Genomic DNA, 14,619 nt, shown 5'->3' with positions numbered 1-14,619 from the left:
AGCCATTTTGTTGTAAAAATCTATCGCTTAAAGAAGTAATATTTAACATATAATCTGTTACGCTATTAATTAATAATTTTTATTTCTCAATAACTTTAGGAAAAGAATGGAAGAAGAGCTCAAAAGACTGCTTCGTGAAAACAAAGTGATCCCTTTTGTCGGTGCAGGTGTATCGATGGAGATCAAAGATAAAAATGGCAATCAATTATTTCCAAGCTGGACTGAACTACTAAAAAAATTTGCTTACAATTTAGAAAAATCTGGTCATTCAGCAGAAGCCAACTTGATTAATGCCTACTTTGGACTTTCAAAATTTGATTACCTCGAAGTAGCAGATAAAATAAAGAAGTTTTATCCTTCTAAACAATCATTTAACGATCTACTAAAAGAAATATTTGATAAACATTCATCTGAAATCGATCTTGAATCACTTGCACTTCCAAAATCCATTTGGGAACTTGGACAAGACCTCATCATCACCACCAATTACGACAAAGTTTTGCATTGGGCATCAAATAGCCCTTCTGATACAGCATATTGGGATATACAATCCATAAGTGAGCAAGGTAAAGCTTTACGAGATGGTGTTTTAAAACCAACTGTATGGCATTTACATGGTCATATTGAGCATATCGATAATTTAGTTTTAACTACTGAAAGTTATAACAAACTCTATGACAATAATGCAAATAGCGAATTTAAAGCCGCATATACTGCATTACTAACATTCTTAGCAAGTAAAAGCTTTCTATTTATCGGATATAGCTTAGACGATGATTTTTTTGTTAATGAACTCGAAAAAATCTGTGCTATTTTTGAAGGTAATTCGAGTGAACACTATGTTTTACTACGTAATGGTACTTCATTACCAAAAAAGTTAAAAGGAAAAATAACTCCCATTTTCTTTGATGATTACGGTCAACCTTTAATCGATAAAATCAAATCATTAATACCCACCACCAGTGAATCAATAGAAAGACTTTCATCCATTACTTCAGTTCCTACTAAAAATAATGCAGATTATTTAACAAGCCTGCCTCCTAGAAATGAAAATTTTTTAGGACGCGTAGATGAATTAAAAAAACTAGAAGATACTCTCACAAATGAAGGGATGGTATATATCGTCAACGGTATTGGTGGTATCGGAAAAAGTGAACTCTCTTATGAATATTTACACAGAAACAAAGAACGATATGACAACATTGCTTTTTTAGAATTTTCTGATGAAAAAACATCTATTGAAGAACTATTCCGCATCAAATTCAAAGAACGATTTGCTCTAACTGAAAATGATAACCTTGAATCTATTATCACCAAACTTCAACGCCTAAAAACTAAAAATCTACTTTTACTAGACAATCTATACAATCGTGAAGATTTTGAAAAAATAAAAGCTCTTAACTCAAATTTTCACCTTCTGATTACAACACGACGCGGCGATTTAGAAAGTAAATATAGTCTAAATCTTGAAGTGCTTTCAGATGAAGATGCAAGAGCCCTTTTTGTTAGTTACTATTCTACCGATGAGAACATCGATGATATTCTCAAATATCTAGATAATCATTCTTTATTCATTTATCTCACGGCGAAAACACTTGCATCGGGTTATCTCACATTAGAAGAACTCAGAGAAAATATCAAAAGTGGTCAAATTGGAAAAATTGAAGCGCATGACGAAAAAAGTTTCAACATACATCTTGAACAACGATTTAAACGGCAATTTGAAGAAGAACAAAACCCCGATTTAAAACTTCTTCTGCAACAGCTTTCTACATTTCCATCTATTGAAATCGAAGAAGAAAAATTATTGCTATCTCTTACAGATGTAAATACAAAAAGAAATTTAGCTAAACTCGTTCAACGCGGATGGCTGACAAAAAAAGAGAATAGTTATAAACTTCATCAAATTGTAAAAACATTCATTTGGGATAATTATCCTCTATCCTATACTAAAGCAACACCTATACTCGATGCTATCGCATCGTATATTCACCCTGACGACGCTATTATAATTCCAAACTATGAACTAATATTTATTCCCATCATTGACTCTCTTTTATCTCTTTACAGTAGTAATAAAGACAATCACATTGCTGGAGTTTTGGATTCACTTACATTTCTGTACTTTTCAACAGGAAATTATTCAAAATCTCTTGAAATACAGATGCAATCAGAAATATTACGTAAACAGGTATTTGGAGAAAACTCTGTAGAAGTTGCAAAAAATTACAATCTAGAAGGAGTTTTATATAAAGGTCTTGGGGAATTAAAAAATGCATTCTTTTTATTTGAAAAAGCATTAGAAATTCAAGAAAAAACATTAGGAGAAAGACATTTTGATACTCTTCAAACTTACAACAACTTAGCTGTATTGCATCAAAATATGAAGGATCATCAAAAAGCACTTACTCTTCATAAAAAAGTATTAAAAATTCGAGAAGATTTCTTAGGAATAATAACTCCATATGTTGCTAGTTCTTACGATAATCTTGGTACGTTATATCACAGCATGAATGAGCATAAAATTGCAATTCCCTTACTTGAAAAAGCATTAAAAATTCGAGAAGAATTATTAGAGAAAACCCATCCTCATATTGCCAACAACTATAACAATTTAGCTTCAGTTTATAAATCTTTGAAAGAATATAAAAAAGCACTTCCTCTCTATGAAAAAGCACTAAAAATTAGAGAAGACACATTTGGAGAAAAACATCCTGACACTGCTCAAAGCTACAATAGCTTAGCTGCGTTGTATCATGATATAGGAGAAAATAAAAAGGCTCATATATTCTATGAAAAAGCATTAAATACTCAGCAAGAGCTTCTAGGCGAAAAACATCCAGACACCGCTCTTACCTATTTTAACCTTTCATACTTGTATGAACAACATAAACAATGTACACAAGCATTAATCACAGCAAAAAAAGCAGTAGAAATTCTAGAAAGTTTAGATTATACCCATCCAGATTTATACAAATATAAAAACCATTTAAATGATATTGAACAAAAAATTAAAAAAGAACAAAAACTTCCTTATAATAAAAAAGGGAGATATTGCAAGGATTAAATTACATCCACATCTTCCAACGCACTTAACTCTTCAATCACCTTATTATCCACCCGTATCGCCGAATCGATCACTACATCAGCAAGTTTCGAGACGATGGTAAGTTTGATCTCACGGCGTCCCGGATGACGGCGGACGAGGGTGTAGAGTTTCTCTAACGCTTCGAGGTTGTCGCTGAGGCGGATGCGCAGTTGCAACGGCTCCTGAGGAGGGAGGTTTTCGACGATTTTGGTTTCTACCTTTTTCGCCTCTTTTTTCGCTTCGTTGAGGGTCATAATCTTCGTGACACTGATGCGGGTGAACATCTCGGTGTGGGTGACTTTGACCTTGAACGCTATCGGTTCATCGAGATCCATCGCTTCGAGCTGATCGACTCTGTCACTAAAGAGCATCACTTCGATATTGCCGTGGAAATCCATCAGACTCACAAGTCCGAACATTGACCCTTTTTTCGACATCTTTTTCGTGATCGTTTCGACTTTTCCGATGAAGATGGCAGTGGAACCGTCCTCGATGTTTTCCACTTCGGATGATAGGGTATAGTTGATCGCGTCGATCTGCTCGCGGAAGTTATCGAGCGGATGACCGGAGACGTAGAAGCCGAGGGTGTCTTTCTCAAAATCGAGAAGGGTTTTGAGATCAAACTCATCCATATTTTTGAGACTCAGCTCGACCGCTGTCACCTCTTCATCATCTCCGAAAAGGCTAAATTGGGCATCTTTTTTCAGGGACGAGCCTTTTTTTGCCGTCTCGACGAGGGTTTCGACCTGTTCTAGCAATGCACGGCGAGAGTATCCAAAATGATCCAATCCCCCCGCTTTAATGATGCACTCGATCACCCGTTTGTTCACTTTTTGAGGCTCGATACGGTTGGTGAAGTCTTGGATATCTTTAAATTCCCCCTCACTCCGTGCTTCGAGGATCGACTCGACTGCCGCTTCTCCGACCCCTTTGATCGCCCCAAGACCAAATAGGATTTGATCCTGACCGTCTTTGTTGATCGCGGAGAATTCGAGCTGTGAGTGGTTGATATCGGGGGCACCGAGGAAGATTTTCATCCGTTTGGCTTCGTCGATGTATTTGACGACCTTGTCGGTGTTGTCTTTTTCCGAGGTGAGGAGTGCCGCCATAAACTCTTGCGGGTAGTAGGTTTTGAGCCACGCGGTTTGGAACGTCACCATCGCGTATGCCGCCGAGTGGGATTTGTTGAACCCGTATCCGGCGAATTTTTCGATCAGGTCGAAGAGTTCGGAGGCTTTCTTATACTCAAGCCCCTGCTTGACCGCCCCCTCGGAAAACTCTTTATTGTACTTTTGCATCTCTTCGATTTTCTTTTTCCCCATCGCGCGGCGTACGATGTCCGCACCGCCGAGGCTCATCCCCCCAATCGTTTGAACGATCTGCATAACCTGCTCTTGATAAACGATCATCCCGTATGTCGGTTCCAAGGTATCTTTGAGCGCGTCAAAGCTCACCTCTTCAAACGGATAAAATATCTTTTTACGTCCGTGCTTACGTTCGATAAAGTCATCCAACATCCCCGATTCCATCGGTCCCGGACGATAGAGGGCGAGTACCGCAATCAAGTCTTCAAATGAAGAGGGTTTGAGCCGTTTGTTCAGATCCTGCATCCCTGAACTCTCGATTTGGAACATCCCGATCGTGTCACCGCTTTGGATAATTTCGTACACTTTGGGATCATTTTCATCGATTTTATGCCAATTCACCTCGACGTCGTAACGCTTACGGATCAGTTTGATCGCGTTATCAATAACGTCGAGGGTTTTAAGTCCCAAGAAGTCAAATTTGATCAGGTCGATGTCTTCGAGGTAGTTGAGGGAGTACTGAGTGACAAATGTCTCCTCGCCTGAGGGTTTATAGATCGGGGTTTTCTTCCAGAGAGGCTCATTAGAGATAACGACTCCCGCCGCATGCATCCCCGCATTGCGTTTAAGCCCTTCGAGCTTTTTAGAGAACTCCCACACCCGCGCGATCTGCGGATCGGATTCGACTAACTCTTGGATCTTCGGCTCTTTTTGGAACGCTCCGGGTTTGAACTCTCCCCCTTTGGTTTTACCGTTGAGGGTGATTCCCAACTCATCAGGGATTAATTTTGCCATCATGTCGGCTTGGGAGAGGGGCATCTCCAAAACACGGGCTACGTCGCGGATAACCCCTTTGGCTAACAGTGAACCAAAGGTGATGATCTGTGCGACCTGCTCCCGCCCGTATTTACGTACGACGTAATCGATGATCTCGCCGCGACGCGCTTGCATAAAGTCCATATCGATATCGGGCATCGATACCCGTTCCGGATTGAGAAAACGCTCAAAAAGCAAATCGTATTTCATCGGGTCGATATCGGTGATCTCAAGACTATAAGCGACGAGACTTCCCGCCGCCGATCCCCGCCCCGGGCCTACGGCAATCCCCATCCGTTTTGCTTCACGGACGAAATCCCAAACGATAAGCATATAGCCGGGGAATTTCATCTGGTTGATCACCTGCATCTCGAACTCTAAACGATCTCGATACTCCTGATGTCTCGCTTCTGGAACGTGTTCGAGGCGTAGTTCCAAACCGATTCGGCAGCGGTGGATAAAATACTCCGAATCCTCTTCGATAGTTAGCCCCTCTTCGAGAGCGTATTCGGTCGTAAATTTAAAGTTCGGTGGGGTCGGGTTTCCGAGTTTAAGTTCGAGCTGGCACTTATCGACGATCTCTTGGGTGTTATAGAGCGCTTCTGGGATATCGGCAAAGAGCCGTGCCATCTGCTCAGGGGATTTGATGTAAAACTCATGGACGGAGTGGCGCATACGCTTGGGGTCATCGTAGAGTTTATTCATCCCGATACACATAAATGCTTCATGATACTGAGCATCCCCCGCGTAGGTGTAGTGGGTGTCGTTGGTCGCAATGAGTTTGATATTCGTCTCTTGGGAAATGCGAATAACCTGCTCGTCGATAAAAAGCTGATCGGCAATTCCGTGGCGCATGATCTCCATGTAAAAATCATCCCCGAAAATCTCTTTATACTCCAATGCAATCCGTTTCGCCTCATCGTATCCTAACGCCCCGTTTTTGACGTTACGCTCGCTGTTGGTATTGAGATGCCAATTCACCTCCCCTTGCAAACACGCCGAAGTACAAATGATCCCCTCACAATTCTCACGAAGGAGTTGTTTGTTGATACGGGGAAAATAGTAAAAGCCGTTGATATAGGCTTGCGAAGAAAGATACATCAGGTTTTTATAACCCGCTTCGTTTTTAGCAAACAAACAAACGTGAAAACGCTGTTTGATCGTTTTATCCCCTAAATCTTCACCGTTATGGATGTACGCTTCCATCCCGATAATCGGTTTAAGCCCAGCTCCGCGCATCTGCTGATAAAAATCGATTGCCCCGAACATATTCCCGTGATCGCTCATCGCCACCGAGGTCATCCCCAACTCTTTAACCCGCGAGGCTAACGCGGATATTTTGTTTGCACCATCAAGTAAAGAGTATTCGGTATGGAGATGAAGATGGGTAAACGGGGGAACTGTGCTCATATAAAAATGCCTTGAAAAAAAGTAAAAAGATTATAATGTCTAAAGGGTAAAGGGGAGCTTTTAAAGTCGTTTAGAGAGTAACCGATTCAGTCCGTCCGCAAACGCCCTTACCGTCTTTTCTCCGATAGCACTCGGACCGCCCGTAATCTCACCGTTATTACGTAGCTCTTCCATCAGATTGCGCATTGCTAGAAGGTGTTTGATGTTGTTTTCATCATAAATCGTTCCGCGCGGATCAAGCCCTACAGCTCCCTTTGTCACGATACGATCCGCCAGAGGAATATCCGCCGTTATGACAATATCACACGATTCACACAGCTCTGTAATACGGTGATCGGCTTCATCGGGGCCTTGTGCCACAACTTCCATTGACACATAAGCGACATCGGGAGTAGCGATTCGTTTATTGGCGATGAAAATGGTGGTGATTTCCCGCTTTAGTACCGCACGTAGTAGTATCTCTTTAAGGGCATTGGGAAAAGCATCGGCATCGACAAGTATTTTCATAGGCGTTATTTTACCCAGATACTTTCTCAATCGTTAAATATTCATATCACTTTTTCAGTATATACCCCGTCCCGTATATATTTTCGATACTTAAGGTGTCCACTTTGTTCCGTATCCGATTGATCAATTCCCGTATGGTGGAATCACCGATACTCTTATCCCCCCACACCGCTTGACGCAGCTCTTCCATCGTTATCGGAGAATCCGGTTTTGTCCAAAAAAGGTTCAGTGCCGTTGTCTCATTCTTGCTTAATTCAATTATTTGAGCGTACCAATGCAACCGATTTTGTTCTACATCCAGCCAGCACTCCGGAAATTTATCTTTAGCCTGTTTTTTCCCTTCCAAATACTCTTTTTTTACTCTCGAAACGACAATATGCAATACGGCCATCAAATCCGCTTCCCTAAATGGTTTTACAAGAAAACCATACGGAATTGTCACGGCCGCTTCCTGCAACGTCTGGGGGTCACTGTAAGCGCTGATGTAGATGATGGCTACATTATCATCCACCAAACTTCGTGAGAGTTGAATTCCATCCTCTGAGCCTTGTATATTGATATCCATGATAATGATATCGATATGCTGCGCGGCTAAGAATTTTCGTGCTTCCAGTGCACTTTTTGCACTTCCCGCAACGTGATATCCTAGATCTTCGATAATCTCGCGTATAAAACGGGAGGTAATCGGTTCATCTTCAACGATCAGAAATATCGGATTCATTCAAAAACTCCAATCTAAAATAGGTACCGCTGTATTTTCGATATATAATCTGCGCTTCCGGCAATTTTTCTGCCAATGCATGTACCAGCATAATGCCGATACATTTTTTATTCTGTATAAACCCTTCAAATCCGATACCGTTGTCTTTAATCCGAAGAGAGACACGATTACCCCTCTGTTCACACCGAATAAAGAGTTTATTTCCGGTATCGGTGGCTCTATAGGCATGTTTAAATACATTACTTAATACTTCATTGCAGATCAATCCCATCGTCACAGCGTTATCCAGATTAATCTCAAGCGGTTGAAACGACGCATCAATTCGAACCGATTCGCTCAACGTATTACGCCGGCATAGATCAACAAGGGAACGGAGGTAATCTTCTAATTTGATCATTGTAATATCATGGCTTTGATAGAGCATCTCATGGATCACCGCCATACTTTGCAATCGTGCGGTACTGTCATCGATCAGTGTATGGACGGCTTCATTGTGGGTTCGTCTACGCTGAAGCCACATCATCGAAATAATTACCTGTAAATTGTTCTTTACCCGATGATGCACCTCTTTAAGGAGTGCCTCTTTTATCGCTACGCTTTTGTGAAGCTCCTGATTGGCCAAAGAGAGTTCTTCCGTCCTCTCTTTTACCTCTCCCTCAAGCTCCTCTTTTGACTTCCGCAACACATTGGTCAAAATTTTTGCTTTCTGTGCCGCCTCTTCCTGAAACCGCTCTTTCTGAAGACGGATAACGTTAATACGATCAGCCAAACCGAACGAAAGGAGAAGGAGCTCGAAAAAGACCCCGATTTGCGTCCCCCACGTCGTAAAAAAATTGATCGGCAGTAACCCGATATTTTTCATCCCCGTCAACATCGTACCGATAAACAACAATAGCCATGCGATCAGATAAAATTTTGACGCTCTCACGTTATAGCGAAAATAGGCGATCAACCCCACTGATACCAAACTCGATGTTGTGATAAAAAGGACAATGACCGATAAGATAAGTCCATGATAGTAGTCCAGCAGTGTCGTAAGAAAAAGGGTAACGAACGAAAAAGCTAAAATAAACAAGAGAACTTTATCCTGTTTCGGCAGTAATGCTTTAGTATCCAAAAAAGTGCGGGTAAACATTATGGCCAGTACATGAGCCAAAACGATCAAAAACGGGATAATTGTATTGTTGATTTCGGGATAATCGGGCCATAAATACCTAAATGCGACTCCGCTTAGGGCTAAAAGAGTCAAAATATTGGCAATCTGAAAAATGACGTAGTAAAAATAGCTACGTTCACGGAGGGAGAGAAACAGAAAAAAGTTATACAAAATCATAATGGCTGCTCCGCCGTAAAAAATCCCTAAAAGAGCCGTTTTAGTAACCTGAGAAGCGTAATAGTTTTCATCACTCATAAGATAAAGCTGTAAATCCATTGAACTGTTAGAACGAATATGAAAGTAGAGAGTCTCTTTACTTTGAGGCTGCATAGTAAGTGAAAAGAGAATGTTCTCATCTTTTTTTTCGTGCAATGCGACGGCAACCGAATCACCGCTAATCTTTTTAGAATAGGTTCCATCAGGATTGCTTAGATAGAAAGTGACGTTATCCAACAGGGGATAATCGAATTTCAACAACCGTTTGATCGGATATTTTTGCGGGTTTTCAAGGGAAAGTTTGATCCAAAAATCGGACTTTGTCAGTCCAAATCCTGCGGAACGGCCATTTAATGGACGAAACATTTTTTGGGTATCCTCTATCAGAACACTATCAATACTCAGTTCCCCTTTTTTATCTTCAAGATAAAAATAATTCTCATGAAGAGCACTAGGGGAAACGGTAACGTCAACGTAGTTTTCTGCTTTGATAAGTGCGCTTAGCAAGATAAAAATTATAATTATGCGCATCTGCTCTTTCATACTGTACAAAATAAATTAATGTGGACCATTTATAAGTGTTTATTATAAAGAAAACTCTTCTAACAATCTAGCATCATTTTCTAACAAAATATTACTATAATATTTCTAATAATTATATTTCATAGGTAAGAACAAAATGGATTCAATCAAGTTTTATGGTTTAGGATCGTTGTTTGATACACAATTAACAGCACAAATAAATCCGGTACTGTCCCACACGAAAACCACAAAGGAACAAACCCTCCCCTTCGAAGATATCACCAAAATTGTTGATGATCTCAACCATTCCCTCAACCAGCTAAACACGACATTGCGTTTTAATGTAGATAGAGAATCGGATATGTTTTATGTTGCAGTCATTGATACAAAAACAAAAGAGATGCTACGCCGTTTTCCTATCGAAGAGTTGCCCGATTCAAACGTTATTCGACATAATCCCTCTGGAGTTTTTCTCAATACAAAAAGTTAAGTTATTCAGAAACACAGCGGACAAACGCCGCCTCTTTTTTATTGACTGTCGCTACGGATCCAAGTTTGAAACCGACCACATATCCCTCAGTTTCATTGAGGCTATCACTGCTCCAGTAATAACGATGCATCATTGCCCCGAAATAGTGCATATCGACACTGGGACGAAAATACTCATAATCGACAATACCGTAAAGTTCTTTCAGACTCGGCACTCTCCACGTCCGTCCGTGAAGTGTTAGGTTTTCACACTGCTCTTGTGCTTGATCGAAAGTGTATTTGGTACGTTTATCGGTAGCATCCAACGAGTGCCAAAGGAGTCCGGAATTTTTATCTTCCGTCCCCTGTGACGTTAACTGGTAGCTGTGAACCGGCTTTGTTTCAAAAGTGTCAATACACGCTGCTGCAATTTTTTTCGTCGGCGGAGAGAGAGTTATATTACGCTCTTTAGGGAAAAAACTGTACCCCACCATCGCAATAATCCCGCCATCTCCCTCGCTTCCCGTTCCGATTTCCGTCGTATCCGAGGGACCGCGGTTATAGGACCAATAGCTAAATCCCTCATAAAAAGGTTCTGAGGTGGAATGAGCAAAAAGCTCCTGTATCGACATCTGCCGCCAAGAGGTGCCTAATGATCGACAATACTCAAGGGCATGTGCTTGGGTATAGTGCTCTGAGGAAGAGAGACGTATCTCTCCCCACGCTAAGCTCGTGAAGAGAAAGAGGATAAGACTAAAGCGGGGCACAATAATCGGCCAATAATCCGCCGCGTAGCTTTTCATACGTTTCATCACCGAGTAATTTTTGTACGATCGCCAAACCAAAGCAGATCGCCGTTCCCGGACCGCGCGATGTCATAATATTGCCGCTTTGGACAACAGCACTCGCATCGCCGCAATACCCGGCAACATCGATTTCATCTTCGACGCTCGGATAGCATGTATACCCCTCTTTAAGAACACCCGCTTTGTAAAGAGCGTACGGTGCGGCACAAATCGCACCGATATTTTTACCCTTTGCATCCATTGCTTTGAGAAGATTTTGCATAGCTGTATCATGCGCCAATGCTTTGGTGCCGCCCCATCCTCCGGGAAGAACAATCATATCAAGCTCATCCGCACACAATCCCTTGATCGGACTATCCGCATGGAGAGTGATTCCGTTGGCCCCTTTTACGAGAAGATTCTCGTTCAATGTTCCCATGATGACTTCGATACCCGCACGACGAAGAACATCGATAATACTGACAGCTTCGATCTCTTCAAACCCTTCTGCTATAGGTACTAAAACACGTAGCATTACATACTCCTTCTACTGCATCTAACTTTGAACAGCCGCTGATTTTATGTGTTATTGTACACTTTGAAAATAAAAAAAAGAAATAAAGGTAAAGTTAAATTGCGGAAGAAAAGAAAAGCGTGGTTTGCGGAAAAAATCCGCAAGGAGAGTGAATTACTTCACTTTCTCCATGTATTCACCCTCAACGGTGTTGACTTTAATAATATCACCCTCAAGAACGTGGTAAGGAACTTGAACCACCGCACCCGTTTCCAAAGTAGCCGGTTTTTTAGAACCGCTTGACGTGTCGCCTTTGAAGTTCGGCGGAGTTTCAACGATTTTGAGTTCCATGATTTCAGGCGCTTCAACGCTGATCGCGTTGCCGTTGTGGAAGATCATTTGAACGCTGGTACCGTCTTTGATCCATTTCATCGCATCCTCACATTGATCGTAGGTAAGACCCAGTTGCTCATAGCTTTCGTTGTCCATAAATTGGAGCATTTCGCCATCATCATACAAAAATTGCATCGTGGTATGAACAAGATTCGGTACTTCGAATTTATCCCCCGCATGGATCGTTTTTTCGATCACTTTTCCGTTCAAAAAGCTCTTTACTTTACAACGGACAAATGCCGCCCCTTTGCCCGGTTTAACGTGTTGGAACTCGACGACTTTGTACGGTACACCCGTAATCTCCAAACGTACACCCTTTTTGATATCACCCATACCGATTGTTGCCATGAAAAACCTTTTTCTGATCTTGTATTGGGCGAATTTTACCCGAAACTATCCAGAATTTCAAACACGATGTAACTTATGGTATGATCTTACCTACTAATATCTCATTATTTTGACCCTTTTTATTTCTATTGAATCGCTAAAAGTGTATACTCATCTTATAAAATTGATTATAATCACAAATACTTTACAAGGATTCAGTTAATGAATACTCGTTCACTTATTCTCGCTATATCGGTGCTTTTTGCCCCTTATTCTCTGATGGGGGCGGGTCTATCACTGCCTGCGGCATTGGAAATTTTAGAAAGTAATAACCTTGAAATCAAAAGTGCCGCCCTCGACGTACAAAGCGCTTCAAGCGATACCTCGATCGCGAAGGGATATAACTTCGGATCACTCGATCTGACCCAAAACGTTATGCGTTCCAATGATGCCGGAAATGTCTTCGGCTTTAAACTGAGTTCACGGGAAGCTGACTTTAATGATTTCGGTTTTGATGAGTTCTTAGGACAAATGGGTGGACTGCCCGGTAATACTCAGCAACTGTTAGCGACTCAGCCAAAAAATCTAAACTATCCCGGCTACCAAAACTATTACCAAAGCAAACTTACCTATATGGTTCCCCTCTTTGTCGGCGGAAAACTGAACGCGTACGGTGATATCGCTGAAAAGATGGAGCAAATCAAAAAGCTCGATGAATCGCATGTTAAAACGGAAAAAGTGTACGAAACTCGCAAAAGCTATTACGATATGGCACTCCTTCAAAACTCTATCGACCATATGAAAACCATCCATAAAAATATCTCGACCTTAGAGCGAACGACCCAGATGATGATCCAAGAGGGATACGCCAAAAAAGTCGATCTCCTCGAAGTGGAAGCGCGCAAAGCCAATGTTGAGCGGAGCATTACCGAGATGGAAGCGAATAAAAAGCTTCTCTACCACTATCTCAGTTTTCTCCTCAATACTCCCGTAACGGAGATCGAGCTCCCCTCAAACGACTATCCTACTTCAGCCATCAGCGAAGAGGATGTCTTGGCAAACAATACCGATCTTAAAAAAGCCGCCCAAGGGTTAGAGATTCGAGATCGCCTTGTTGATGTTGCCTATGCCCCTTTTCTTCCCCAAATCGGTGCATTCGCCGAAGCATCTAGTGCCGATGATACCTTTTTAGGGGATTTCAACGACCATAAAGCTTATACCATCGGTGCGAAACTCAGCTGGAACCTCTTTAACGGCGGAGTCGATAAAAACTCTCTCGAAAAAGCCCGTATCGAAAAGATCAAAACAACGACCCAAGTGGAGTTGGCCAAAAAAGGGATCGCCCTTCAATACGATAAAATCCGAACCGAAATCGAAAGCCTCACTTCCCAAGTCAAAAGCTTGGAAAAAGAGCTGGAGCTTTCAAGCCAAATCTATAAAAATTACGAAGGTCGTTACCACGAACACCTCGCATCTATGAGCGATGTCATTATTAAACAATCGCAGCAAATTGAAAAAGTTCTTAACCTTCAAATGGTTAAAAATCAACGTAACGAGCGTATCTTCGCCCTCGAAAAACTTAGTAACGGAGTCAAATAATGAAATTTTGGATCACCTCTCTCGCCCTTGCTTCAACCCTTAGTGCCGCAGGCCTTACCCTATCAGGAAGTGTTATCAGCGATAACCAAAAAATGATTACTAGCCGCAATATGGGATTCGTTACCAGTGTCAACGTCTCAGAAGGTTCACGTGTTTCCAAAGGACAGCTTCTCTATACCATCGATTCCAAAGAGATCGATTCAGCAAAAACCCAAGTGGAACTCGGAATCGCCCAAGCAGAGCTCTCGCTTCAAATGTACCAAAACCAATACGCCAATCTCGAACTGAACTTAGAGCGAAACAAACGTTTGTTGGCACAAGACATGGTCAGTAAATTCGAAGTGGAGAATCTCGAACTCTCTAAAAAGAACCTTCAAAATATGATCTTCATCGGGGAACGTCAAGTCAATCAGGCGAAAGCACGTCTTAGAGAGGTTGATAACCAATACAACTATCTCCGTATCACCGCACCCAATAGCGGTGTCGTCGTCGCTAAAAACATTAAAGTGGGCGAGATGGCAATGCCGGGGATGCCTGCAATTGTCCTATCGGATTTAAACGCCCTTAAAATCGAAGTTGAAGTCGCAGAAAATAACCTCAAACTCGTTCCCGTCGGGAAAAAAGTAAAAATTTCTGTCCCCTCTGTCGGTTATATCGGAATCGGACGGGTCAGTGCCATCATCCCAAGCTCTAACCCGATGACCCATACCTTTAAAATCAAAGTATCGTTTAGCGCTAAACAAACCGTTTATCCCGGAATGTACGCCACTATAGAAATCAACTAGGAGTCATG

At 41.7% G+C, this 14,619-nt stretch carries 11 protein-coding genes; 4 read left to right on the top strand and 7 right to left on the bottom strand.

Annotated features, from left to right (window positions below; genetic code table 11):
• Nucleotides 1-106: 106 nt before the first annotated feature.
• Nucleotides 107-3,067, top strand: a complete 2,961-nt coding sequence (locus Q8O20_RS08765) for a tetratricopeptide repeat protein (RefSeq protein ID WP_305530841.1) — start codon at nucleotides 107-109, stop codon at nucleotides 3,065-3,067.
• Here Q8O20_RS08765 and dnaE read toward each other — a convergent pair.
• The 4 genes from dnaE to Q8O20_RS08745 are packed head-to-tail and all read right to left on the bottom strand — an operon-like array spanning nucleotide 3,064 to nucleotide 9,749.
• The gene (gene dnaE, locus Q8O20_RS08760) at nucleotides 3,064-6,618 is read right to left on the bottom strand and encodes a DNA polymerase III subunit alpha (RefSeq protein ID WP_305530840.1); all 3,555 of its coding nucleotides are present in this window, start codon (nucleotides 6,616-6,618) and stop codon (nucleotides 3,064-3,066) included. The genes Q8O20_RS08765 and dnaE overlap by 4 nt on opposite strands.
• A gap of 60 nt (nucleotides 6,619-6,678) precedes the next feature.
• Nucleotides 6,679-7,125 (bottom strand): YaiI/YqxD family protein, encoded by a 447-nt coding sequence (locus tag Q8O20_RS08755; protein ID WP_305530839.1) that lies wholly within the window; start codon nucleotides 7,123-7,125, stop codon nucleotides 6,679-6,681.
• A 46-nt stretch (nucleotides 7,126-7,171) separates the two neighbouring features.
• Entirely contained in the window at nucleotides 7,172-7,846 is a 675-nt protein-coding gene (locus Q8O20_RS08750; protein WP_305530838.1) for a response regulator, read from the bottom strand.
• Nucleotides 7,821-9,749: a 7TM diverse intracellular signaling domain-containing protein gene (locus Q8O20_RS08745; RefSeq protein WP_305530837.1), complete on the bottom strand. Its 1,929-nt coding sequence runs from the start codon at nucleotides 9,747-9,749 to the stop codon at nucleotides 7,821-7,823. Before Q8O20_RS08745 ends, Q8O20_RS08750 begins: the two co-directional genes overlap by 26 nt.
• Nucleotides 9,750-9,897: 148 nt before the next feature.
• Between Q8O20_RS08745 and Q8O20_RS08740 the strand changes: the two genes are divergently transcribed.
• Nucleotides 9,898-10,230, top strand: coding sequence for a flagellar protein FlaG (locus tag Q8O20_RS08740; protein ID WP_305530836.1), 333 nt, complete (start codon nucleotides 9,898-9,900; stop codon nucleotides 10,228-10,230).
• 1 nt (nucleotide 10,231) lies between these two features.
• Here the strand turns inward: Q8O20_RS08740 and Q8O20_RS08735 are convergent, their stop codons facing one another.
• From Q8O20_RS08735 to efp, 3 genes are all read right to left on the bottom strand, one after another.
• Nucleotides 10,232-11,020, bottom strand: coding sequence for a DUF1566 domain-containing protein (locus tag Q8O20_RS08735; RefSeq protein WP_305530869.1), 789 nt, complete (start codon nucleotides 11,018-11,020; stop codon nucleotides 10,232-10,234).
• Complete coding sequence (locus Q8O20_RS08730; protein WP_305530835.1) at nucleotides 10,962-11,528, bottom strand: DJ-1 family glyoxalase III; 567 nt, start codon at nucleotides 11,526-11,528, stop codon at nucleotides 10,962-10,964. The genes Q8O20_RS08735 and Q8O20_RS08730 overlap by 59 nt, the downstream gene beginning before the upstream one ends.
• 153 nt (nucleotides 11,529-11,681) lie before the next feature.
• Nucleotides 11,682-12,248: an elongation factor P gene (gene efp / locus Q8O20_RS08725; RefSeq protein ID WP_294893503.1), complete on the bottom strand. Its 567-nt coding sequence runs from the start codon at nucleotides 12,246-12,248 to the stop codon at nucleotides 11,682-11,684.
• A 201-nt stretch (nucleotides 12,249-12,449) separates the two neighbouring features.
• Between efp and Q8O20_RS08720 the strand changes: the two genes are divergently transcribed.
• Together Q8O20_RS08720 and Q8O20_RS08715 are read left to right on the top strand one after the other, a co-directional pair.
• Nucleotides 12,450-13,826, top strand: a complete 1,377-nt coding sequence (locus tag Q8O20_RS08720; RefSeq protein WP_305530834.1) for a TolC family protein — start codon at nucleotides 12,450-12,452, stop codon at nucleotides 13,824-13,826.
• On the top strand, nucleotides 13,826-14,611 hold the full coding sequence (locus tag Q8O20_RS08715) for an efflux RND transporter periplasmic adaptor subunit (RefSeq protein ID WP_304743114.1): 786 nt from the start codon (nucleotides 13,826-13,828) through the stop codon (nucleotides 14,609-14,611). The genes Q8O20_RS08720 and Q8O20_RS08715 overlap by 1 nt, the downstream gene beginning before the upstream one ends.
• The last annotated feature ends 8 nt before the right edge of the window (nucleotides 14,612-14,619 follow it).

This window comes from Sulfuricurvum sp. (assembly GCF_030691015.1).
In the GTDB taxonomy this organism is placed as follows: Bacteria; Campylobacterota; Campylobacteria; order Campylobacterales; family Sulfurimonadaceae; genus Sulfuricurvum.
Note: the sequence above shows the minus strand (reverse complement) of the source record. Positions and strands in the feature narration are given on the sequence as shown.

Bases quoted from the DNA above. Each gene is read 5' to 3' on its own strand.
- Q8O20_RS08740 (WP_305530836.1), top strand. From the start codon at position 9,898: ATGGATTCAATCAAGTTTTATGGTTTAGGATCGTTGTTTGATACACAA.
- efp (WP_294893503.1), bottom strand. From the start codon at position 12,248: ATGGCAACAATCGGTATGGGTGATATCAAAAAGGGTGTACGTTTGGAG.
- Q8O20_RS08755 (WP_305530839.1), bottom strand. From the start codon at position 7,125: ATGAAAATACTTGTCGATGCCGATGCTTTTCCCAATGCCCTTAAAGAG.
- Q8O20_RS08735 (WP_305530869.1), bottom strand. From the start codon at position 11,020: ATGAAACGTATGAAAAGCTACGCGGCGGATTATTGGCCGATTATTGTG.
- Q8O20_RS08730 (WP_305530835.1), bottom strand. From the start codon at position 11,528: ATGCTACGTGTTTTAGTACCTATAGCAGAAGGGTTTGAAGAGATCGAA.
- Q8O20_RS08715 (WP_304743114.1), top strand. From the start codon at position 13,826: ATGAAATTTTGGATCACCTCTCTCGCCCTTGCTTCAACCCTTAGTGCC.
- Q8O20_RS08745 (WP_305530837.1), bottom strand. From the start codon at position 9,749: ATGCGCATAATTATAATTTTTATCTTGCTAAGCGCACTTATCAAAGCA.
- Q8O20_RS08765 (WP_305530841.1), top strand. From the start codon at position 107: ATGGAAGAAGAGCTCAAAAGACTGCTTCGTGAAAACAAAGTGATCCCT.
- dnaE (WP_305530840.1), bottom strand. From the start codon at position 6,618: ATGAGCACAGTTCCCCCGTTTACCCATCTTCATCTCCATACCGAATAC.
- Q8O20_RS08750 (WP_305530838.1), bottom strand. From the start codon at position 7,846: ATGAATCCGATATTTCTGATCGTTGAAGATGAACCGATTACCTCCCGT.
- Q8O20_RS08720 (WP_305530834.1), top strand. From the start codon at position 12,450: ATGAATACTCGTTCACTTATTCTCGCTATATCGGTGCTTTTTGCCCCT.